The organism is Bacillus sp. FSL R9-9497 (genome assembly GCF_038005805.1).
In the GTDB taxonomy this organism is placed as follows: domain Bacteria; phylum Bacillota; class Bacilli; order Bacillales; family Bacillaceae_G; genus Bacillus_A; species Bacillus_A cereus.
The window spans coordinates 2,252,604-2,275,722 of the sequence record NZ_JBBOTY010000001.1 but is presented as its reverse complement, the minus strand read 5'-3'; the positions used below and the strand labels follow the sequence as shown (position 1 = coordinate 2,275,722).

Below are 23,119 nucleotides of genomic sequence, written 5' to 3'. Positions count from 1 at the left end.
AAAAAAACCTCTTTTAATTAAGAGGTTTTTTTATTATAAATTTATGTCCTCAACATCAGTTCGCACTATAGAATACAATAATGCATCGTGTTGCTTATTTCCTTGATGAATATATCCGCGCAATAGCCCTTCCTTTTGGAAGCCAATTTTAGATAACATTCTACAAGAAGTAACATTTTCAGGATATGTAATAGCTCCAATTCTAAACAAACCTAAATCTTTAAATCCATAATCAATAATTTCTCCAGCTGCTTCTGAAGCATAACCATTTCCCCAATAGCGAGGATGCAGATCATATCCAATCTCAGATCGTTTACTCCATAATTGTAAATTGTTTAGTCCAATTGTTCCTATTAAAACGTTCGTTTCTTTTAACACAATTCCCCATCGTATTGCCTTTTTCTCAAAGTAATTTTTTGAAAAAGATTCGATCATACGTGAAGCTTGTCCAAACTCCGTAAAAGAATTCATACCGTAGTAACACGTCACTTCATCCAATGAAAAGATTTCATATATTTTTTGACAATAAGATTGTTCTATTTCAACTAAACGTAAGCGTTCTGTTTCTAATATAGGAAATGCCATAGGATCACTCCTTTCTCTCTACTCATTCATTATATCAGAAAAAATATGTATAATTAGTAAAGTCCTTATTGTTCCATAAATCAAACATTTCTAATGGCACATTCTCTCTTAATTCTATATACACGAATTAGATACCTTCTGATTGCACCTCAAACATCACGCTATAATTTCCATAAATCGAATTTTAAATTATCAAGAACTGTAAAGAAATTGTTTCTTCATTTTCTCCTTCTAAACAACCAACCTACCCCATACATTTATGGTAAAATATAGTTAATATATTATTTTATTGTGGAGGTGAAAATTTCCTATGTATATATTCATCGGCTTATCCCTCTTACTCATATTACTTATTTTTTTATTCGCAAAGAAATTCACACCAAACTCATTCATGATGACTAGCTTTAAAGGCAATAGCTTTACGACATTTTCAATCGGTATTTTAATCGCTGCCATACTCTCACTTTCATATGGAACTTATCATGCAGTAACATATCAACCTGGTTATTTAGATATTAAATTAAAAAATCAAAACTATACTGTTTTCGGTAATGTAGGCGAATTCGGTTATTTCTCCGAAGAATTATTAAAAAAAGATACAGAAGTACAACTATATTTCATCTCTTGGAAAACAATACAGTTAAAAAATCCGGTAATACTTATAGAATATCCTTCAGGAAAACAAGAAACATGGAAGCCAAATATCGTATCAATACCGGTAAATAAATTACAGGAAAAACATGATATAAAAGATATTTATCAACTATCACCGTATTCATTTAAAGAGTCTGGAGAAATAACATTAACAATAAAAGAAAAAAATGTAAAAAACAACAAAATTTCCATTCAAATAAAATAAATAAAAACTGTTCCTCCATTTTGCTGAAGAGACAGTTTTTATTTATTCTACAGTATTATTTATTTAATATAGCCATTATTTCATTGGCTATATTCTTTCCATTTCCAATACACGCACCAATTCCGACACCGTAATATGAGGCACCAGCTAAATATACATTTGGATAAAGATTCGTCATTTTTTCTTGCAATGTTTGAACCGCTTGATTATGTTCTAAATGATATTTCGGCATTAAATCTTTCCAATTTGTAACTTCGACTACTTCTGGTTCACCTTTAATTCCAAGACTCTTTTCAATATCATATAAAGCTACTCGTACTAATTCTTCTTCACTATAATTTTTGATTGTTTCATATACCGGATTGGTGCTCTTATAAAACATTCTTACTAATAATTTTTGTTTACCCGATGTATGTTTCCACTTTCGACTTGTCCATGTACAAGCATCACAATGTAAATCACTGTTTTCCGTTACAATAAACCCTGTGCCGTCAGCTGGTAGTTGTTCATCTAGTATGTCAAATCCTAAGTAAATACTTATAAGAGATGAGTTTTTAAATGTATTAAACTGCTCATTTAACTCATTAGACTGTAATAAAGTTTGTGCTATATCATGTGGAGCTGCTAAAACAACATAATCAGCTTGTATTGTTTCATGATTTACAAAAGAAATCTCATATCGATTTTCTTGTTTACTTACAGCCGTCGTTATAGCACCTTTTTTTACGACAGTTTCAGTCAGCACTTCTTCTAAGCGATTAATTATCGTAGATAGTCCACCTTTAAATGATACGAATTTTTTATTTCCTGCTGATTGAAATTGTTTTTTATTCTCTTCAAAACCTTTAATAATACTTCCATACTTATTTTTATAATCTAGTAAATATGGTAATGTAGATGCCATTGTAAGCTCATTCAATTTACCAGAATATACGCCTGAAAGCACAGGAGCAATTTGTCTTTCCACTAACTCTTTCCCTAAGAAACTTTCTAAAAATAGAGCAAGTGATGTATCTTTCGTAAACTCTTTATTTTTCGTTATGAAATCTTTTAAAGCTACGATTTTCCCTTTCGTTGAGACTAGTGTACTGCTAAACAACGACCGGGCGCTCATCGGTATCCCAAATATAGTATCAGAAGGAATCGGATGTAACATGTTTTCAGAATATATGTAAGAAATACCCGTTTCATTATATACCATTTCATCTTCTAAATTTAAATCTTTTACAAGTGGCATAACATATTCATTACGAGCAACGATTGAATCCGCTCCTGACTCCATAATGAAATCCTTTTCTTCCACACTATGGATTTTTCCACCTAAATACTCTTCTTTCTCAATAAGAATTAAATTTAAATCGATATTATAATCCTTTTTTAATTTTTCTAAATAAAACATAGTAGAAAGTCCCGTTATACCTCCACCGATAACAACAACTGTTTTCATATGTGCTGCGCTCCTAACCGATACAATTAATAATTCCTTTTTATTATAACCAAAAGTCCTTATATTCGACTAGCAAGTTGCGCATTCTGTAAGAAATTAGACAATATATTTGAATATATTTTCAAATTACCTAATAAAAAAGAACTATAACATATACAAACCACGTCATAGTTCTCTTTATTTTAAAAACATAAAGTAATTGATTAATTTGTCTAGTTCTTGACTCAATGCCAATACTTTTTCATGTTGAATTCCATAATCCGATACTAAATATAAAAGTTCTTCTTTTTTTATTTCAATTACTTTTTCTAATTTCGCTAGTTCCATGTCGTTTTACATCTCTCCAAAAATAAAATGTATGTATTTCAGTATAGCCTACTTACATAATTAGTAAAAGTAAAATAAGCATGTAAAATCTTACATATTTGAAAAAATAATATACTACTAACAAAAAAAGAAACTAGATTAAGCTTCCTTTTACAGATTATTGACGTTCATTAAGAATGAATAACATACCGGAATTTTTCTAATGTTATATCTTTATAATTTGGAGCTCTCTTTATATGATTAAAATAACTAGCAATTGTAGCTGCTCCAAAATGCGCATGCCAAATATCATTTGTTTCTTTTTTGCATTGAGAAATAATTGAAAGGCCGCCTTTTAAAATACTTTTGTTTTCCATTTTCTTTCTCCCCTAATAAAAATCACTATATTTTCATCCTAAAGATGGTGTCAGTACAAATAAAATGTGATTCGATTCATCACTTTTATTCAAAAATCGATGCTTCACATTCGGTGGAATACGTACAACATCGCCTTCTTCTAAAAAATATTCTTTTCCCTCCAATTCCACGTACACTTCCCCTTTCATAATAACAGCAATCTCTTCCTTATCTTCATGGGAATAATGGCTTTCTGTTGTGTTTGCTTGTTTATTTAAATCCATCATTAACATTTCAATACGTGCTTTCATAAAATCAGGTGTTAATACATCATATACAATGTGATCATTGTTTTCCCGATATACTTTTTTTCGATCTTTTTTCTTAGAAATGAGCGAATCTGTATCAATATCATTAATAAAAAGTGTAAACAGCGGTACATTTAATGCTTTTGCAATTAACTCCAAAACATTTAAAGAAGGATTAGCATGTCCTCTTTCAATTTGGCTAATTAGTGATGTACTAATCCCTGCATACTCAGCGAATTCACGAATTGTCATATTATTTTTCTTACGATAACTTAATACTGTTTGTCCAAGCCTATCATGTATCATAGTAAAACTTCCTTTCGTCCATCATAATGCATATTTCATTGTCTTTGTGCTGACATACTAAACAAAGGCAAATAATCCTTTCCTATTATCTCAGGGACTTATATACTTACTTTTGTACATTATATCGCATTAAGTTTATTATAATAAACATTCTATCGGAGGGACAAACTTTGAAATCACCTATTCTTTCATATTGCATCTTATTTTTTGGTGTATTCGCCTTATCAACTTCAGCAATTTTTGTAAAATTGGCAGATGCTCCTGCGACAATCATTGCTTTTTACCGATTATTCTTTGCCACACTAATCCTGTTACCGTTATTACTATTTAATAAAAATAGTCGAAATGAGCTAATAACTTTACCGAAAAAACAATGGGCACTTGGATTCGTATCTGGGCTATTTTTAGCTGCACATTATGTACTATGGTTTGAATCATTACAATATACTTCTGTAGCAAGCTCTACAGTTATCGTAACGTTACAACCTTTGTTCTCAATGATTGGTGGTTATTTTTTATTTAAGGAGAGATTTACGAAAGGAGCGGTTATTGGTTGCCTCATCGCTATTTCAGGTAGTATCATCATTGGCTGGCAAGATTTCAAAATTAGTGGAGAAGCTTTATATGGAGATATTTTAGCATTTATCGCTGCCGGTATCATTACTGCTTATTTTTTCATTAGCCAACACGTTCGTAAAGATTTGTCACTTATACCCTATTCGGTAATTAGTTATGGAAGTAGTGCTGGCTTTCTTAGCATATTTGCTTTCATGCAACAAGAATCTTTCATCCATTACTCTACACAAACTTGGTTGTGCTTTATTGGATTAGCTTTCATTGCTACAATTTTAGGACAAACCATTTTTAATTGGTTATTAAAATGGATGAGTGCTACTGTAATTTCAATGAGTATTTTAGGTGAAACAATTGGCACTTGTATGCTAGCGTACTTTATATTACATGAGACTATTTCTTTACAACAAGGACTAGGAATTACAGTTATTTTTATTGGTTTAGTATTATTTTTATTACAGCCAAATTCTAATGAAAAAGCATGACAGTATACTGTCATGCTTTTAACTATTAATTATGTACAATTAAACCATTCGGTCTAAAACGACTCATCATAATTTCATTAATAAACTTTCCGTGAGCTTTCAAATTCCCTATCTTTACTCCCTCTTCTACAAATCCAAATTTTTCATATAAAGCTTTTGCTTTTGGATTCGTTTCTAACACACCTAGTTCTACTCTCTCTAACATTAACCAATTATCAGTCAGATCAAGCATCTTCGTAAGAAGTGCTTTCCCAATTCCTTTATTATGATATTCACTGTCTACCCCAATGAATAGATCGCCTGAATGAGATCTTCGGCCCGGACTTTGTGTTAAACCTACAAACCCAACAACTTCTCCATCATATTCTGCAACAAATTCAAATTGATTTTGTGCTAAATTTCGAATTCTATTTTCCATAGCTTCTACACGCATGCTAGGTAGGAAAACCATATACGGTAAAACGTCATCCTGTATACATATACGATGAATTGCTCTAGCATCTTGTATTTCTACTGCTCTAACGTTGATCCCCATCTTTCTCTCCTCCATATAAATAACAATATATTTGTTTGTGTGTATTCTAGAAACATGTATGAATGACCTTCTCACTCGTATTTCTTTATGTCATTTTTACATAATTATTTCGATATAACACTTATTTTCCAAAAAGATTAACAAATATGGATTTGGTTAACTTTTCACCTCGTTATATAAATCAAGTAAATTTTCAATTGGAATACCATTTAGTTTCATCCCGACTATATTACAATTTTCTATTTCAATATTTTTCAGATTACTGTTACTTATGGTGCTACCTTCCAAGTCACATTTATCGAATAAAATAGGTTCCTTCTCATCTCCGAGACTTGTATTTTTGAATTGTACTCCACCTAAAGTCACCAAATTAAATTTACTGCCAGAAAGATTTAAATCTGCATATGATGACCTTCTAAAATTTATATTTCTAAACTTTGATTGACTTACATTGCAATTACTCATATTCGTATTCATTATATTGCTACCAACAAATGAACTGTTTTTTAAATTCACTTGATAATACCCTGTATTTGCTAAATTACAGTTTTCGTATTGACTATTTTTCATATCTTTATTTGTAACTACACTCGCTTTGTTTGAGCTTGTTTTTATTCTTTTCACGTAACAATACTCATCTTCCGATTCAAAAATCATTTGGTAGCCCATCTTTTTATAAAAGTGATGATTATTAATTTGTCTACTAGATGTTTCGAGATCCCAAATCTTTATGTTTGGATATTCCTTTTCTATTAATTTCATAACATGTGATCCAATTCCTTTTCCTTGATAAACAGGATCTACAAAAATACGATCAATTCGACCGTACGACTTACCAGAAATCGTAACTATTATCCCTCCAATTATTTCTTTATCCATTACAACTTTGAAAGAATCCAATTCTTCAATGGAATATTCCATCATTTCAACTGAAGAATATCCTGGTGGTTGAATGTTATAATCAATGACATCATCTTGTCCATATAGCCATTGTTTTGCTTCTGCATCAAATGTTCTTTTCATTATTTCTGTTAATTTCTCAGCATCTAAAATTGTAGCTTTTTCTATAGATATCATTGTTGTTTTCCCCTTCATTATTACAAACCGACAACTGTTGTGAATGCTATAATTATCAATTCACTTTTATTTTTAATGCTTTTCCCATTATTACATATGGAGTATCATTTGTACTTGGATGAAATGACTCCAATACATTTACCCAATCTAATCTTTCATATAACGAACGTGCTTTTTCATTGTTTACTTGTGTTGTTAAAACACTCGTTCTATTTGAAAGCCCTTCTAGTAATTTATTATGTAATTTCGTTCCAAGACCTTCATTTTGATATTGTGGGTGAACTGCTAACTCTACAAATTCAAAACAATCTTGTAACCATTCGTCTACTTGCTCTAGATGTAACGCTTCTCTCATTAATTGATTATAGTACTGTCCCTCCATTGAGCGATAACCATAAGTAAAGCCAACTACTTCATTTTCATCATTTATTGCTACTATACCTTTAAAACCTGTATATTCTATATGCCTATTCATTCGTTCGATCATTTCATTGAAATTTGTTTTCTCAAATACTTTACAATACAATTTTGCCATATCCCCAATTAAGATCTCATCTTTTTCAATGCTTATGAATTTCACTTTATTCCCCCCCCTGTTAAAACATTTATATCCTTATTCTTTTAAAAACAAAGAAAATTAATACTAATCACTCTCTTTACTATTAAACTACAAATCACCCTATATTTTCCACAATCACTTAGTATTAATGAATAAAAGAAGAGACCATGTAATGTAAACATGTTCTCTTCTTTTATTCATTTTCAATTTTATCCCGCTATTTTCCAGGCAGTAAGACCCCCACCTCAAAATTCAGCGAAAGCAAAAAAGTTAGGTGGGGGTGGGGCTAATAATCAGTGGGGCTGAACAAAACCCCCACTGATTAAAGCTTCACTTTATATAATTAAAAATTAGATATTACTTAAGCCACTCGTTGCAAGTATTACTTAACTGCTGTAAATCTTCTATAAATTGACTCGCATCATATCCATCACAAACCGAATGATGTACTTGCAATGAAACTGGTAGCATAACCTTGTTTCCTTCGTTAAAATATTTCCCACAAGTTATAATTGGCAATAGAAAATTTTCATCATTATTAATATTAAGATTAAATCCAGTAAAACTAGTCCAAGGTATACTAGAAATTGGAAATACATTAGGCGGAATATTTTCTTTCGTGAAAAAACCATGAACACTAGCATAGCATCTCATATCGTCTTCATAATTCTTATAGAAAGTGCGGAAATACCTTGAATAATCCGTCCATATACTTGAAAAAGACTTATCATCTTTATGAAAGATCGTATAACTCGGTATCATTTCCTCCCAATAGCCTAAAACTCCTTCATCGTTAAAACATGTTCGAAATTTTTTATGATTATTTACTACTCTAGAAATTAAATATATAAAAACGGGATAAAATTTTATTCCCTTTTTATATACTTCCTCTAATAACATCGTGATATCAACATTAACAGTCATACTAAATGTACATTTCAACTTTAAATAATGCTCAAAATACTGCTCTCTATTCCAATCTTCTCTATCAATTACATGAAACTTCATTCTAATAGCCTCCTAAAATTTTCTTTTTATTTTAGAAGGCTAATTCCCTTGCTTTCACCATAATTGTTCACTCCTAACAGTTTACAATTCACCCTAATTATTTATTTAATTATATAACATATGTAAGAATCAATTCACATATTTCTGGAAATCCATCCACATACTATAGATAAATCAAATAAAATTTGGAGGATACATACATGAATAACAAAAATATGAATAAAAAAGAAAATGTTACTGAAAACACTACATCTATTCAAAATAATAATACTGCAAACCTTACTATCGAAGAACAAGCAATGAACGGCTTATACGGAATGCCCGAAACAACAATTGAAGATGCTGATCACGCTGCAGCTGATGATTTGACTTCGAAAAATTAATTAACTACATTGAAAAAAGCCAAGGAAAATATCCTTGGCTTTTTTAACTAGGCATCCACCTTTTGTATTTCTTCACTCTTTCTTGAAAGTTTACCTGGCCAAAAAGCAAATCGGCCTAACACAACTGTAATTGCGGGTACAAGTAACGGTCTTACGATAAACGTATCTAGTAATACGCCAATTGCAGTTACAATGCCAAATTGAACTAATACTTGAATTGGAAGTGTGCCTAACACTGCAAAAGTTCCTGCTAAAATTAAACCTGCCGATGTAATAACACTACCTGTTTGTATTACACCATTTTTTACTGCATCCAAGTGATTTTGTGTCTTTCTGTTTTTCCATATTTCTGAAACCATAAAGATATTATAATCTTCACCTAAAGCAACTAAAAATACGAATGCGTACAACGGTATCGCACCTTGAATGGCCGGCGATCCCATACCGTAATGAAGTAATATCCATCCTGCTCCTAACGCTGAGAAGAATGATAAAACGACAGTTACAATTAAATAAATCATCGCAACAACCGATCGTAAATAAACAAGTAATAGTAAAGCGATAATGCTAATCATTACTGGAATAATTACTGATTCATCACGTTCAGTAATTTGCTTTGTATCATATAATGAAGCTGTTTCTCCACCAATCCACAATTGCTCTTCAGCATTACTAATCCCAGCATCTTTTAATACTTTTTCTACATTACTTTTCAATTTAGGAATTTGATCTAACGCTTCAATTGAGTATGGATTTTCCGCTAAAGAAACTTCATACATTTGTATTTGCTTATTTTCTTTTCCCTCTTTTGGCTCTTTCACTGTATTTACGAAAGAAAATTTCTCTAGTTCTTGTTTAATAGGAAGCTCTTTTCCTTTCGTATCAACAACCACTTTTACTGGTGCTAGTTCACCAGCTGAGAAATGATCACTAATTAACGTAAACCCTTCACGAGAAGGCATATCCTTTGGAAACGATTCTAATAAGTCATATGTGTATTGAATACGTGGTACGAACGAAGCCAATCCACCTAATACAAACACAGTTAGCATAATTATTGTCCACGGTCTTCGGACTACTACATCTCCAAGTTTTTTACTAAAGGAGCCTTTTGATTTTTTAACTTTTACAGCCCTCTTTTTCTTTCTTGCAAACTCCTCATTCATTGAAGTTGTTCTCGGTATAAACGGGAAAAATGCAATTCTACCGAAAATTAATAATAGTGCTGGTAAAATCGTTAAAGCTGCGATTCCCATTATAAATACAGCAACACTAAATGGTACTGCAAATCGATGAAAGGCACCATAATGAGCAAGTAATAATGTTCCTAATCCAAGTACAACAGTTAACGCACTCATTATTATTGCACCGCCAGAAGCTTTAATCGCAAGTTGCAATGCTTTATATTTACTTTCTTCTTCTAACAAGTACTCTCTATATCTCGAAATTAAAAATAGACAATAGTCCGTTCCAGCACCAAACAATAATACTGTCATAATTGATATCGCTTGGGCATCCACTTTAATCCATCCGTGATCAGCTAAAAAACCGAGTGTAGGACTAATGATACCGTATGCAAAGCCAACAACAAGTATAGGTAAAATTGCTAAAATTGGCGAACGGTAAAGTAAAATTAATAGGACCAAGACTAATAATACAGTAGCCACTAACAATTTCACATCTGCTTGACTAAATAAACTAACTGCATCCGTTTGAATACCTACAGGTCCAGATAATCGAACATGTAAACCAGATTCACTTATTTTTTGTTTAAATGGATCTTCATCCACCTTACTATTCACTATTTTTCTAAACTCTTCAAGATTTCCTTTTAATATATCCGTACCAGCAGATTTATTAAAGAATACCGGTGTAACAAATGATGTACCATCTTTTGATGCACTTTTTGATAATACTTGCTCTGGAATTGTATCAAATGGTGGTAACGTTGATTGTTCTTTTAAAGGACTAGCTTTTAACTCTTTATAAACGTCTTGTATGAGTTTATAATCCTGTGACTGTAATCCACCATCTCTATACCATACTACTAACAGCGGATTCCCTGCATTATTCGGAAATTCTTTTTTCATAAGCGCTTCCGCTTGCTGTGACATAGCTGTTTCAGGTGAATTTTTCGGATTCGGTTCTTTCGTACTGTTTACTTGTGGTAACGTAAATGAAAGTAATAATGTAATAAGAACCCACACCGATAAAGTGATCCATTGCGTATTTCTCCCTGCTATAAGCCTCCCTAACATATGTAACGGGTGCTTTTTCATAAAAAACCCACCTTCCTTTTTCCCTCCATTATTAATTATATATACTGGTCGGTTAATTAATCAAGGGTGATTGAAAATTATGTTATAATTATCTCAATCATAAATGTCAGGAGCGAATGGATTTGGAACAAAAACAACGTCCTCTCGGAAGGCCGCGTCAAAATAAAAATACAAAATCTACAAAAGAAACCATTTTAGAAGTAGCAACCCGCTTATTTCTTACACAAAATTATCAAGTCGTTTCTATGGATGAGGTCGCAAAAGTTTGTGACGTTACGAAAGCAACTGTCTACTATTACTATTCAACAAAAGCCGATTTATTTACCGCTACTATGATCGAAATGATGGTACGTATACGTGAGAATATGTCTCAAATACTCTCTACAAACAAAACTTTAGAAGAAAGATTATTAGACTTCGCTAAAGTTTACTTACACGCAACGATGGATATTGATATGAAAAATTTTATGAAAGATGCAAAACTGTCGTTATCTAAAGAGCAATTGAAGCAATTAAAAAATGCTGAAGATAATATGTATGAAGTACTAGAAAAAGCACTCGATAACGCGATGCACATCGGAGAAATTCCGAAAGGAAACGCTAAATTTGCGGCTCATGCTTTCGTATCTTTATTATCAATTGGGAATTTTAAAGATGAAAATCACAATCCTATTCTTGCAAATATAGATGAATTAGCACAAGAAATCGTTTCTTTTTATTGGAACGGATTGGATCATTCATATTAAACTGATTTGCTTTAATAAAAGAGCATGTTTGAATTTTTTCAAACATGCTCTTTTATAATTTATTTATATACTAATAATCAGATTATACTTCAATGCTGTTTAACAAAAAATTTCACTTTAACTTTTACAAATTTTGAAGTTGAACATTTATATTCTCCTTACTAAATCCCCCATGGTAACAAACTACAGATTCAATATGTAAATTTAAATACTTCTTCAAAGACTTCTTTGCTTCCTTAATATTTATAGTTGTTGGGGCGTGAATTCCTCCTAACATCCCATTCACACTATACATAGAGTCTCCTGCAATAAGAATTTTACTTTGTTTCAAATATAAACTAATATGACCCGGAGTATGCCCTGGAGTATGAAGAATTAGTATTCCACCGCAATACGGAAGTTCTTGCCCATCAATCACAGTATCACTCACTTTTCCTTTTGGTCGGTTCTCTACATTTCCGTCCTTCAATAAAGGTAAATCCCCCTCGATATATGGCTTATCTAGTTCGTGCGCATAAACTTTAATATTACTTCGACAGCGCTGCAACAACTCCGGAAGACTACCTATATGATCAATATCCTGATGCGTCAAAATCACGACTTTTAACTTATCAAATGATACCCCAACCTTTTCCATCTCTACTTGTATATCTTCAATTTGTCCTGGGAAACCCGTATCTATTAATACTGCCATTTCATCATCCCATAAAAGAATTGGATGAATAACAAATTCTTGAAATTCAAGTTGTAACATTTCTATCCCTTTAGCAATCTCCATACAGCCATTCTCCTTTATGTTGAAGTTTGAAAATATGTACGAGTAAACTGAAAATATAAAGTGAAACTTTAATCCGTGGGGGTTTTACTACCCGGCAAATAGCGGGATAAAGCACCTCTATCTTATAATATGTTTTGTCATACCAATAGAGAATGCCTCAAACCCTATAGATTCATAGTAAGATTGCAATTTTTCTACACACATAAGTTGTGGAATAACCTTGTTTTGTTCACAGTGCTGGATTAATCGTTTCACTATTTCTTTTCCGATGCCACTAGACTGATATTTTGGCAATACACCAACTCCACAAATAACGCCTGTTATTACTCCATCTGATATGACACGCCCCATCCCTACTAACCTCTTATCATCAAAAACATAAATTGCATACCAACTTTGCTTACACATTCGTTCTAACTCGTTAACCGTTAATTTAAGAGAATTCCATCCTAAAGATTCGTATAAGGATAATAATCCATTAAAATCTGTAGGATGTTCACTTGTGTAGCGTATACTATTTTCCATGTAAATACTCCCTATTCTCTGGCTTGTTTATATTTCATAAAATTCCCTTTACACAAATCTGATCGATGTAAAAATAACTAGAACAAACTTCAATAAGAAAGATAGAATTCCTTCTCAATATAAAATAAAAAGAAGTTATCTCACTTAAGATAACTTCTTTTATATAAGACTCTCATTATATTATCAACCAAAAAATATACAACTGCATACGATTAGCACAAACAAAACTAATAAACCATTTGAGAAATAACCCATTAAATACTACCCCTTTATTAAATTATGTAAAAGATTTTATCATAAAATGATTTACAACTTAATAACTGAAAAAGACATTGTATTCATTAGTTATATACGTTTAGTAATATTTTATATTCCGTTATATTCTCGTTCCCTGAAAGTGCTTATCATACTCTTCTACTTCAGTTCATATAAGTTCAAAATATTAAATAATAAATCAAGAAGACCTCCACCTTACGAGGTCTTTTTTACTTATTTTCCAAATACACTAATTGATTCTTCCTCAATTACAAGTAAACAATTAGCATATTACATGATTTAATATCCCCATAGACAATTCAACTCTATTAATTCGGTTCGATCTTAATATCCCCCTTTTATTCCAAAAACTCAATAATCGTTTCACATACTTTATCCGTCTCCTCGATATCTGGGAAATGTCCACTTTTTTCAAATATAACAAGTTTACCATTTTTCAATTGTCTCGTTATTCTATAACTCATTCCTACACCCGTGTTATAGTCATGCGCTCCAACTATGACACACGTATCAATTTCTAAACCTTTAATACGCTCAATAAGCGGTAAAGATGATTTTGTTCCAAAAATAACTTTGCTCATCTTCCCTGTATTACTTAACTGACTTTCCTCCCAAAGACTCCGATTTAGCTTTGCAAATTCTTCATTTTTAAACAATAATCGATCTACAGCTTTTGTATCAACTATACTCCAAACTTGATTATACCTTTCTTTTAAAGGAATTTCTGACTTACTTATTATCAATATTTCTTCTTTCATTTCTCCTTTCGTTACTTGTAGAAAACCTTCTATCTGCACAGTATACATATCATTTAAATCATCTAACGATGGTGCTTGTAATACCATTTGTTCAACATTTTTTGGATATTTCAAAGCATACTCTAAACAAAGTTGTCCACCAAAAGAATATCCTAACAAATTTATCTTCTCTACATGTAATTGCTTTCTTAATTCCTCTAAATCTTCGACTAGAGTATTGATTGAGTACTCACCGTCATCTTGTGGTGCCTCACTTCTACCACATCCTCTTTGTTCATAATAAACAACAGTCATATTTTCTTCTAACCTCAACCCAAGTGTTCTTTCGAATACATAATGATTGCCACCTGGACCACCATGTACAATAATGAGAGGAACTGTATTATGAGCTGCCCCTGCAACTTTACACCAATGCAATACCCCATTGATTTTCAAATAGTGTACACCATCTTGCAACATTAACTGATTCATTTACCCTCTCTCCTCATCGCTCACTTATTACTATCTAAATGTATAAGTTCTGACCATTCACACTTTCTCCCTTTGTATCCTTTAGACACTATCCTCATTTATATGAATAGCTTTCTTATTCAAAAATAGATTTTTAAAAATTCCTACTCCCACAATTAATAAAACTATACCAACTAATTTATTTACTTGTAATGGAACACTCTCCATTCCAAATAATCCGAATGTATCAATACATAACGCAACAACCAATTGAGTAATAAGACTAATTAGCACCGTATATGCTGGACCTAAGCTCTTTATTGCACCCATTATACAAATAATTAACCCGATGCCAAACAGTCCACTTACATAAAACAAATAATTTGTAGTATACACTTTAATGTTAATACTGTTTTCTGTAATGATATAAAATAGAATAGAACTAATGAGACCTATTCCAAGGACACATGTAGTCGTTAACCACTGTCCTACATTTTCATTTACTTTTGCATTAAAAACAGATTGTAAGCTAATTAATATTCCTGCTAATATAGCTAAACTAAATCCAATCAAAATCTTCCTCTCCCTTTCATTGCTCATATATATTATCTTTAGCGACTTCCTTCATTCTAGAAAAATCTTTAATTACAATAACTCCATTACTCTTTTCAATTAATTTTTCATTATAAAATTTTTGTAATACCCGTATTACGTGCCTATAACTTACCCCTATAAAATCCGCAATACTCGTTACCGAAGTTGCATCCAAATCCTCTTTATACATATTCCCGTTACTATCTGTTGAAATTGAAAGTAAATAACTAGCTACACGTACTTCTACAGGATAAAGTAAATTAAGAGCAGTAAAACGAGTCGATATTTTTAATGTGTTCGCAATGTTTTCAAGCAAGAACTTCATAAATATAGGATCATGTAATAACTTGTTTCTAATAACCGTATTAGAAATAGAGATTGCTACAACATCTGAACAAGCTTCAACGACATTATGTGCTTTGCTATTTTGAATTAATTCAATATCACCAACAATGGCCAATGGATTGATAAAGCGAAGGATTAGTTTCTTCCCTTCAGGTGTAATCGTGTAAACTTTTGCTTTACCTTTAACAACAAAATATAAACGATCCATTTCGTCATCTATATTGCAAATAAGCTCGCCTTTTTCAAAGTGATTTAATTGAAAATAAGCTGTATCTATTTCTGAAAAAACCTCGAGCGTTTTATTGGTTTTCAAATAATGCGTAATTAAACCTGATCTATTCTCCATATTCATTTCTCCTTTCATTTACATATTAAATACAACAATACCTATAATCATTACTATCGTTCCCACAATATGATATCTCTCCATCTGTATCTTTTTTATATGAAACAGTCCTTTCATTTCAATAACTGTTGCCGTTAACAATTGAGCAACCATTAATGTGCCAGCTGTCAATGTAACTCCTAATGAATATATCGCCATAGTTTCTGCACAAATAATGAATCCACCAAATGCACCAGCTGCTAAATATATTTTTTTCACACTCTTTAAATTTGTTACTTTCTCCTCTTTCTTTAATAAAAATACAGTTGTTGCAATAATGAATCCAATTAAATGGGTTATAATACTCGTCGACCATATACCGATATGTGAACTAAGTTTCGCATTAAAGGTACCTTGAAGTGTTATAAATATCCCCGCAAAAATAGCAAATAGAATACCTTTCAAAAAATCATCTCCTCATCCTTTATTTCTGACTTAATTAAAAACCATCATCCTATAATGGCAAAAGGACAAATGTCACATCACTATGAAAATAACTTGAAATGAACAAAAACACACCTCAAAAATGCGAGATGTGTTTTTCATTATTTATATATAATGTTTTAAAAATGAAAATTACGCTACATTAAAAGATTTCTTTTTCATAACAAACTTTGCAAATAAGAAACGTACAAGCGGTCCCATAATAATTAATTGTAATGGATATGCCATTATGAAATTTTTAATAAAAATCGAAAAATAAATGGAAACAAATGAATCTCCTTGTAGTCCACCATGTAAATACATCATAGCCATACCGAAAAATGACATAAAGAACACCATTCCAATTACCATAGTTGTCGCCATTGCAACGATAATATTTATTTTTTTAGATTTATCAAATGGCAATATGAATACAATTTTTTTCGCACAAGGTCCAACGATACATATTTCAATTAATAGTGCAATAATAAAGCCAATTAATAGTTCTAATGCAATCTCTTTAATATAAATTGGTCCTCCTGTTTCATTCATTAGTAAATTGTAAAACGTCATTACGATAACCATCCCAAGGCACATCATCATGCCAAATTGGAGGTTTTCCTTTCTTGTTGTTGGCAAATTTCATCATCCTTTCTCTTTGAGTCTTTGTCATTATATCGACATTGGAAACCCCTTCGTAAGTGAACATTTTGTGAACAAATTTAAAGCGTTTTCATATTTTTCCTTTCTACTCAAATTCTCACTTTTACTTATAGAGGTTATATATATCGCAATGTTGAATTACTAAATTTAACATTGCATTACACTATTACTAGGAGGATAACCATGAATGAAGCAGAATTTTACGCATATCACATCGTAACAAGGAAAAAAATGCATATCGGACAAATCATTCCTTTTAACAAAAATCAACACAATACTCTATATCACTTCTTTTTTGAAAGAGAACAATTAAATGCTAGTGGTGAAGATGGCATACAAATTTTAAATAAACACTATAAAAATAACGAATTACATATAAATAATGAAAATACTAAAGTAGTTATGAGTTATATGGATCAAACAATTAGAGCAGTTAGAGAAACAATTGTAGAAATGGTTAGACTACAAGAATTCCCTGAATACCCTTCCAGGTTATCTTGCTTATATGCTGCTAAAAGCTATGAGGATGCTTTGAAATGGAGAGCGCTATTTGATTCTTACAATCGAGAAGTTTTACAGATTGTTAAACTACGAGTGATTGGAAGTTCTTTTGAAGGTGACGGGAATCTTTTACCGAAAGAAGATGGAATTCCTTTTTCTCAAAAAATCGAACAAGCTAGAGAGTATTGGAAAGGAAATATTAGAAATGAGCTTCCTGAGCTACTGATTAATGGAGAAATTGAAGTGGTGGAAATTATTGATGACTTTTCCTCAATTCATATTTAATTTCTAACTAAATCATATAGGATGGAGATTACAATGAAGAAAAAAGTGTACTTCAATCATGATGGCGGCGTAGATGATTTAATTTCATTATTTTTATTACTTCAAATGGAAAACATTGAACTTACGGGTGTATCTGTTATCCCAGCAGACTGCTATTTAGAACCCGCAATGTCTGCCAGTCGTAAAATTATCGATTGCTTCGGCAAAGGTAATATTGCCGTAGCCGCTTCAAACTCTCGCGGGCAAAACCCGTTTCCTAAAGACTGGCGGATGCATGCATTTTATGTAGATGCTCTACCAATTTTAAATGAGTCTGGAAAAGTTGTAACACCCGTGGTGGCAAAACCCGCGCATCATCATTTAATAGAAACGCTTCTACAAACGGAAGGAAAAACAACTTTATTATTTACTGGGCCCCTAACTGACCTTGCTCGTGCATTATATGAAGCTCCCATAATCGAAGATCAAATTGAACGCCTTGTTTGGATGGGTGGTACATTTCTTAAAGCTGGCAATGTACATGAACCAGAGCATGATGGAACAGCTGAGTGGAATTCATTTTGGGATCCTGAAGCAGTAGCTCGTGTATGGGATGCAAAAATTAAAATCGACTTAGTGACACTAGAAAGTACAAACCAAGTTCCGTTAACTATAAACATACGTGAGCAGTGGGCAAAAGAACGAAAGTATATTGGTATGGATTTCCTTGGTCAATGCTATGCAATGGTCCCCCCTCTCGTTCACTTCTCAACGAACTCTACTTACTATTTATGGGATGTACTAACTACCGCTTTTGTCGGAAACACTAGCCTTGCAAAAACTGAAACGATTAATAGTATCGTTCATACATACGGACCAAGCCAAGGACGTACAGAGGAAACTACTGATGGACGACCTGTAAATGTCGTTTATGATGTAAAACATGATGTTTTCTTTGAATATATTACTGAATTAGCAAAGAAAGCTTCTATCTGAACCCCTATAAAGTGATATAACTTCAGATAATGAGCCCCAATTTTAGAAATTGGTTGTAACTAGATATTTAACTATTAAAAAGAGTATTGAATTAAATTTCAATACTCTTTTTGTGCAATTTAATTATATTTGATTAATGTAGTGTCTTACAGATTATTCATTTCATAACCATTGACAAAATACGTTATTGTTTCTAACTCATCTGCATTTAATTCTCTATCTAGCTCTTGTTTATACGCTGCCTTTATCTTCTCTTCATCGCCTTTATGAGCTTCTGTATATGTTCCTACTGTTTTTAGCAAATGAATTTCTTGTAAAAACTCGTCTCGATTTATAGCTGTCCCATGAGAAAGAATATATGTCTCAGCATCAAATTTCTCTAATTCATCTATCAATTTAAACGTTTTTTTCGTCGTATAGTTCCACTTTGAAGAAAAAATATCTGCATATATACAATCTCCTACAAACAATATCTTTTCTTCTTTTATATACATAACAACTGAATCATGCGCATGATCTCCGCCCACATGTTTTAACACGCATGTCACTTCACCAAGGTCTAATTCCATTTGATCCTGGAACGTTAAGGTTGGAGGAATAATGTTAATATTTCTCGCTTTTTCTTCAAACTCTTTCTTGATACAATTCGCACAAAATGCAATTTCAGTACCCTCTTTTACGCGTGCGTCCAACGCTTCATCTGTCCATTCATAAGATACTATTGCCTGCATTTCTTTTTTCGTTTCAGCGTGCGAAATAGTTAATGCATTCTGTAATACAGATAATCCAAAAATATGATCCCAATGCCAATGCGTTAATGCTACAAAATCAGGATTCGATACATTTTGTTCTTTTAACATTTCTAAAAATAATTGTGCATGTTCTTCTGAATTTCCTGCATCAATCATTAACGTTTTTTCTTGTCCAACGACCATTCCTAAGATAGGTCTATCTGTTTCAGAAACAGGTGTCATATACCAAAATGAGTTTCCTATTTTTTTAATTTGTTGCATAACCAATTCCCCTTTTCATTTTCTCACTTAAAATTAATATATAAATTATAACGAATCACTACTTTTTTCTCTATAATCAAACACAATTACTTGGACTAATCTAACTTTCTTTTTCGTAAGCTAAAAATAAGGGAATAGAATCGGAGTGTGATACTATGGAACGTTTATGGATTCCAATGATTGTAACATTTTTTTCGTTCGGTGGATTACTATTAGGAGGTGCTGTTGGAGTAGCAACACGCCAACTTATTGAAGAAAAGATGCATCGTTTATACGCATTATGTGGTGGTATTTTACTTGGGCTTTTATCCCTTGAAATTATTCCTGAAACATTTTCAAGCTACGAAATGGTTGGGCCTATACTTGGTATAGCTATCGGTATTTTAGTTATGAGCTTATTAGATAACTATTGTCACCATCCAATGATACATAAAAAAGATCAACAAGCATGGCAAACCTTCCTTTTTCTCTCTTTCGCTATATTTATTCATAATATACCGAGTGGATTTGCGTTAGGTACAGCTTTTATAAATCATAATGACTCTGCCATTCCCTTTTTAATAGCAATCGTCGTTCACCATATTCCAGAAGGATTAGCTTTAATTATTCCATTTCTTTTTACAAAACATAAATATATTTCCTTTTTATTAACGACTTTATTACTTTCTCTTATTCTCGGTACTGGCACAGTTTTTGGCATTTTGATGGAAGGAAAAGCTCTTCACCTGCAAGGCCTCATTATGGGAAGTGCTATTGGTTCACTTGGATATGTCACAATTCATGAAATGCTTTGGAAAGCTAAGAAACAGCTCTCTTTCCTTACATTTCTAATGTGGGCAACTAGTGGTTTTTTACTAATAACAGTGTTCACTTTATTCGCTGGTCATCATTAAAGTTGCTAAAGTGAAACTTTTGTTCCTCCCACACTGATTCTTGGATTACAAATAACTAGATAAATTTCTTACTTGTATATTTTTCCTTTTTATTCAAAACATAATGTTATCTACCTATTATAAGGAGGAACAATTATGTTTGGGAAAACAGCAGGTGAAGCATTAGTTGATTTATTAATTGATTGGGGAGTAGAGCACATATACGGTATGCCTGGAGATTCCATTAATTCTATCATTGAAGCTTTAAGAAAAAAACAAGATAAAATTAAATTCATTCAAGTTCGCCATGAAGAAGCTGGTGCACTAGCAGCGGCTGCCTATGCGAAATTAACAGGAAAACTTGGCGTTTGTATGGCAATTGCAGGACCTGGTGCTATTCATTTATTAAATGGTTTATATGATGCGAAACTCGATAAAGCCCCTGTTCTAGCAATTTCAGGTCAAGTAGAAACCGATTTACTTGGAACGGACTTTTTCCAAGAAGTAAATTTAGAAAGAATGTTTGATGATGTTGCGGTTTATAACCAGCGTATTATGTCAGCAGAGCAACTACCTGCCGTAGTGAATCAAGCAATTCGAATGGCTTATACGAAAAAAGGTGTATCCGTTCTTACTATTCCAGATGATGTCCCGAAATTTGAAGTGAAAAATGGTGCCCGTGTTACAAATACTTCTTTTACTTTGCCTGAATTATTTCCACAAAAAGAAGATTTAGATGCAGCGAAACTCGCAATAAATGAAGCGAAAAAGCCTGTGATTTTAGCTGGAAAAGGAACAAAACATGCGAGAGAATCTTTACTTGCATTAGCAGAACATATTGGTGCTCCAATCGTACTTACATTACCTGCTAAAGGAATTATTCCTGATGAACACCCTCTTTGTATTGGTGGATTAGGATTAATTGGAACGAAACCTTCTTATGAAGCAATGAAGCATGCAGATACTTTAATTATGGTCGGTACTTCTTATCCGTTCACCGGCTTCTTACCTGAAAAAGCAAAAACAATTCATATCGATACAGATCCTGCCCAAATCGGGAAACGTTATGCGACAGATATTGGTTTAGCTGGTGATGCTGATAAAACATTACGATGGTTAATTGAAAATGTTGAAGAACACACAGACCATTCCTTCTTAGAACAGCACCAAGAAATGATGAAAAAGTGGGAAGATAAATTACACGATCAAGAAGAAGACTCTTCCATTCCAATTAAACCACAACGTGTTATGCATGCTCTGCAGCAAGTAGCTCATGATGATGCAATTCTATCAGTCGATGTCGGAAATGTAACAGTATGGACAGCAAGACACTTCCGTATGACAAACCAACAATTTATCATTTCTAGCTGGCTCGCAACACTTGGCTGCGGTTTACCTGGTGCACTTGCTGGAAAAATTGCTTTCCCGGATAAACAAGTATTTGCAGTTTGTGGTGATGGCGGATTTGGAATGACGATGAATGACTTCGTAACAGCTGTAAAATATAAATTACCAATCGTTGTCGTCGTATTAAACAATAATAAAATTGCGATGATTAAATTTGAACAAGAAGTTATGGGTAATATCGAATTCGAAACAGACTTAACGAACCCTGATTTCGCAAAATATGCAGAGGCTTGTGGAGGTATTGGATACCGTGTTGAGAATTTAGATGAACTACTTCCCGCTTTCGAAAATGCAGTAAAACAAAATAAACCATGTATTATTGATGTAGTTGTAGATGCTAACGAAGCACCAATGCCAGCAAAAATCACATTTGGTCAAGCCGCTGGTTATACGAAGCATATGATAAAAGAATTATTTGAAGAAGGTAAGATTGATTTACCTCCACTTTAAGCGAAAAAAGATAGCTGAAAACAATTTGTCTTCAGCTATCTTTTTTATTTTTGTATCTCTCTATAAAAAGAAAAGTCATCCATAGTTGGTTGTACTTAAGACTCTTATTTTTTATCAAGAGTCTTTTTATTTAATTTCGCTTCAGTTAATACTATGCATCTAAAAATCTTTATACATCTCGCTAACTATTTCAATTCTCTAAAGTTCGGATATACTTTATTTTATGAATGTATCGCACATCCACTTATAGAATTTTTCTTTCTCTTCAAATTGTGGATAATGAGCTGATTTCTCAAAAGTAATAAATTGTTTTTGATCTGCTTCTATCTTATCAAAATATGTTTTTGCTGCATGCAATGAAGTGTTATAGTCATATTTCCCTATAAAGAAATAAAACGGTAGCTTCATTTCAATCACCTTAGTAGGCAATGGATTTTTTAAATCCTTTTCTAATAAGACAGTTTGAGAATGTGATAATCCAACGTTATAACGAATTACGTCTAACAAGTTATATTCATTACAGAAAGATTTGAAAACATCTCGCATACACATTTTTATAAAAACACATAGAAAAGAGCCCTTGTTTTCAACACAATGACTCTTTTC

At 32.3% G+C, this 23,119-nt stretch carries 26 protein-coding genes and 1 pseudogene; 8 read left to right on the top strand and 19 right to left on the bottom strand.

The window, feature by feature from the left end:
* Positions 1-33: 33 nt before the first annotated feature.
* On the bottom strand, positions 34-585 hold the full coding sequence (locus MKY21_RS11835) for a GNAT family N-acetyltransferase (protein WP_000885387.1): 552 nt from the start codon (positions 583-585) through the stop codon (positions 34-36).
* Between the two features lie 310 nt (positions 586-895).
* Between MKY21_RS11835 and MKY21_RS11830 the strand changes: the two genes are divergently transcribed.
* Entirely contained in the window at positions 896-1,444 is a 549-nt protein-coding gene (locus MKY21_RS11830; protein ID WP_016117897.1) for a hypothetical protein, read from the top strand.
* A 55-nt stretch (positions 1,445-1,499) separates the two neighbouring features.
* On the opposite strand, the gene MKY21_RS11825 is transcribed toward MKY21_RS11830, so the two are convergent.
* The 4 genes from MKY21_RS11825 to MKY21_RS11810 form a co-directional block, all read right to left on the bottom strand.
* Positions 1,500-2,891, bottom strand: a complete 1,392-nt coding sequence (locus MKY21_RS11825; RefSeq protein WP_000860365.1) for a protoporphyrinogen oxidase — start codon at positions 2,889-2,891, stop codon at positions 1,500-1,502.
* Between the two features lie 177 nt (positions 2,892-3,068).
* A complete protein-coding gene (locus tag MKY21_RS11820) occupies positions 3,069-3,218 on the bottom strand; it encodes an aspartyl-phosphate phosphatase Spo0E family protein (protein WP_000417698.1) in 150 nt (49 codons plus the stop codon).
* Positions 3,219-3,388: 170 nt separating this feature from the next.
* On the bottom strand, positions 3,389-3,574 hold the full coding sequence (locus MKY21_RS11815; protein WP_000428905.1) for a hypothetical protein: 186 nt from the start codon (positions 3,572-3,574) through the stop codon (positions 3,389-3,391).
* A 33-nt stretch (positions 3,575-3,607) separates the two neighbouring features.
* The gene (locus tag MKY21_RS11810) at positions 3,608-4,168 is read right to left on the bottom strand and encodes a helix-turn-helix domain-containing protein (RefSeq protein ID WP_000581041.1); all 561 of its coding nucleotides are present in this window, start codon (positions 4,166-4,168) and stop codon (positions 3,608-3,610) included.
* Between the two features lie 170 nt (positions 4,169-4,338).
* Between MKY21_RS11810 and MKY21_RS11805 the strand changes: the two genes are divergently transcribed.
* Positions 4,339-5,226, top strand: a complete 888-nt coding sequence (locus tag MKY21_RS11805) for a DMT family transporter (protein WP_016117895.1) — start codon at positions 4,339-4,341, stop codon at positions 5,224-5,226.
* Between the two features lie 25 nt (positions 5,227-5,251).
* Here MKY21_RS11805 and MKY21_RS11800 read toward each other — a convergent pair whose 3' ends face one another.
* The 4 genes from MKY21_RS11800 to catA form a co-directional block, all read right to left on the bottom strand.
* Complete coding sequence (locus MKY21_RS11800) at positions 5,252-5,761, bottom strand: GNAT family N-acetyltransferase (protein WP_016117894.1); 510 nt, start codon at positions 5,759-5,761, stop codon at positions 5,252-5,254.
* Positions 5,762-5,917: 156 nt separating this feature from the next.
* Positions 5,918-6,856 carry a GNAT family N-acetyltransferase gene (locus MKY21_RS11795; RefSeq protein ID WP_001999770.1) on the bottom strand — a complete coding sequence of 313 codons (939 nt, stop codon included), beginning with the start codon at positions 6,854-6,856 and terminating at the stop codon, positions 5,918-5,920.
* Between the two features lie 37 nt (positions 6,857-6,893).
* The gene (locus MKY21_RS11790) at positions 6,894-7,418 is read right to left on the bottom strand and encodes a GNAT family N-acetyltransferase (protein WP_000668805.1); all 525 of its coding nucleotides are present in this window, start codon (positions 7,416-7,418) and stop codon (positions 6,894-6,896) included.
* 336 nt (positions 7,419-7,754) lie between these two features.
* On the bottom strand, positions 7,755-8,405 hold the full coding sequence (gene catA, locus MKY21_RS11785) for a type A chloramphenicol O-acetyltransferase (RefSeq protein ID WP_137070641.1): 651 nt from the start codon (positions 8,403-8,405) through the stop codon (positions 7,755-7,757).
* A gap of 200 nt (positions 8,406-8,605) precedes the next feature.
* On the opposite strand from catA, the gene MKY21_RS11780 reads away from it, so the two are divergent.
* Positions 8,606-8,788 carry a DUF4021 domain-containing protein gene (locus MKY21_RS11780; protein ID WP_001060657.1) on the top strand — a complete coding sequence of 61 codons (183 nt, stop codon included), beginning with the start codon at positions 8,606-8,608 and terminating at the stop codon, positions 8,786-8,788.
* A gap of 47 nt (positions 8,789-8,835) precedes the next feature.
* On the opposite strand, the gene MKY21_RS11775 is transcribed toward MKY21_RS11780, so the two are convergent.
* Positions 8,836-11,067, bottom strand: a complete 2,232-nt coding sequence (locus MKY21_RS11775) for an MMPL family transporter (RefSeq protein WP_086392399.1) — start codon at positions 11,065-11,067, stop codon at positions 8,836-8,838.
* A gap of 122 nt (positions 11,068-11,189) precedes the next feature.
* Here MKY21_RS11775 and MKY21_RS11770 point away from each other — a divergent pair, with 122 nt between their 5' ends.
* Positions 11,190-11,813 carry a TetR/AcrR family transcriptional regulator gene (locus MKY21_RS11770; protein WP_016117891.1) on the top strand — a complete coding sequence of 208 codons (624 nt, stop codon included), beginning with the start codon at positions 11,190-11,192 and terminating at the stop codon, positions 11,811-11,813.
* 124 nt (positions 11,814-11,937) lie between these two features.
* Here MKY21_RS11770 and MKY21_RS11765 read toward each other — a convergent pair whose 3' ends face one another.
* From MKY21_RS11765 to MKY21_RS11735, 7 genes are all read right to left on the bottom strand, one after another.
* Positions 11,938-12,591, bottom strand: a complete 654-nt coding sequence (locus MKY21_RS11765) for an MBL fold metallo-hydrolase (protein WP_086392398.1) — start codon at positions 12,589-12,591, stop codon at positions 11,938-11,940.
* Positions 12,592-12,708: 117 nt separating this feature from the next.
* Entirely contained in the window at positions 12,709-13,116 is a 408-nt protein-coding gene (locus MKY21_RS11760) for a GNAT family N-acetyltransferase (RefSeq protein WP_000431736.1), read from the bottom strand.
* Between the two features lie 614 nt (positions 13,117-13,730).
* Positions 13,731-14,621: an alpha/beta fold hydrolase gene (locus MKY21_RS11755; RefSeq protein WP_061664946.1), complete on the bottom strand. Its 891-nt coding sequence runs from the start codon at positions 14,619-14,621 to the stop codon at positions 13,731-13,733.
* An 81-nt stretch (positions 14,622-14,702) separates the two neighbouring features.
* Entirely contained in the window at positions 14,703-15,173 is a 471-nt protein-coding gene (locus MKY21_RS11750) for a DMT family transporter (protein WP_086392397.1), read from the bottom strand.
* 16 nt (positions 15,174-15,189) lie between these two features.
* On the bottom strand, positions 15,190-15,885 hold the full coding sequence (locus MKY21_RS11745; protein WP_016117888.1) for a Crp/Fnr family transcriptional regulator: 696 nt from the start codon (positions 15,883-15,885) through the stop codon (positions 15,190-15,192).
* Positions 15,886-15,903: 18 nt separating this feature from the next.
* Positions 15,904-16,329 (bottom strand): DMT family transporter, encoded by a 426-nt coding sequence (locus MKY21_RS11740; RefSeq protein WP_000676256.1) that lies wholly within the window; start codon positions 16,327-16,329, stop codon positions 15,904-15,906.
* 171 nt (positions 16,330-16,500) lie between these two features.
* Positions 16,501-16,986, bottom strand: coding sequence for a hypothetical protein (locus tag MKY21_RS11735; protein WP_002103059.1), 486 nt, complete (start codon positions 16,984-16,986; stop codon positions 16,501-16,503).
* Positions 16,987-17,193: 207 nt separating this feature from the next.
* Between MKY21_RS11735 and MKY21_RS11730 the strand changes: the two genes are divergently transcribed.
* Both MKY21_RS11730 and MKY21_RS11725 read left to right on the top strand, forming a co-directional pair.
* On the top strand, positions 17,194-17,796 hold the full coding sequence (locus MKY21_RS11730) for a DUF2441 domain-containing protein (protein WP_001001048.1): 603 nt from the start codon (positions 17,194-17,196) through the stop codon (positions 17,794-17,796).
* A gap of 21 nt (positions 17,797-17,817) precedes the next feature.
* Positions 17,818-18,771 (top strand): nucleoside hydrolase, encoded by a 954-nt coding sequence (locus MKY21_RS11725; RefSeq protein ID WP_142668977.1) that lies wholly within the window; start codon positions 17,818-17,820, stop codon positions 18,769-18,771.
* Positions 18,772-18,917: 146 nt separating this feature from the next.
* Here the strand turns inward: MKY21_RS11725 and MKY21_RS11720 are convergent, their stop codons facing one another.
* Positions 18,918-19,784: an MBL fold metallo-hydrolase gene (locus MKY21_RS11720; RefSeq protein WP_086392395.1), complete on the bottom strand. Its 867-nt coding sequence runs from the start codon at positions 19,782-19,784 to the stop codon at positions 18,918-18,920.
* 155 nt (positions 19,785-19,939) lie between these two features.
* Between MKY21_RS11720 and MKY21_RS11715 the strand changes: the two genes are divergently transcribed.
* Both MKY21_RS11715 and MKY21_RS11710 read left to right on the top strand, forming a co-directional pair.
* Complete coding sequence (locus MKY21_RS11715) at positions 19,940-20,677, top strand: ZIP family metal transporter (RefSeq protein WP_000440632.1); 738 nt, start codon at positions 19,940-19,942, stop codon at positions 20,675-20,677.
* A 135-nt stretch (positions 20,678-20,812) separates the two neighbouring features.
* The gene (locus tag MKY21_RS11710) at positions 20,813-22,513 is read left to right on the top strand and encodes a pyruvate oxidase (protein ID WP_000467235.1); all 1,701 of its coding nucleotides are present in this window, start codon (positions 20,813-20,815) and stop codon (positions 22,511-22,513) included.
* Between the two features lie 216 nt (positions 22,514-22,729).
* On the opposite strand, the pseudogene MKY21_RS11705 reads toward MKY21_RS11710, so the two are convergent.
* A pseudogene (locus MKY21_RS11705) lies at positions 22,730-23,032 on the bottom strand (hypothetical protein); the annotation flags it as partial.
* Between the last annotated feature and the right edge of the window lie 87 nt (positions 23,033-23,119).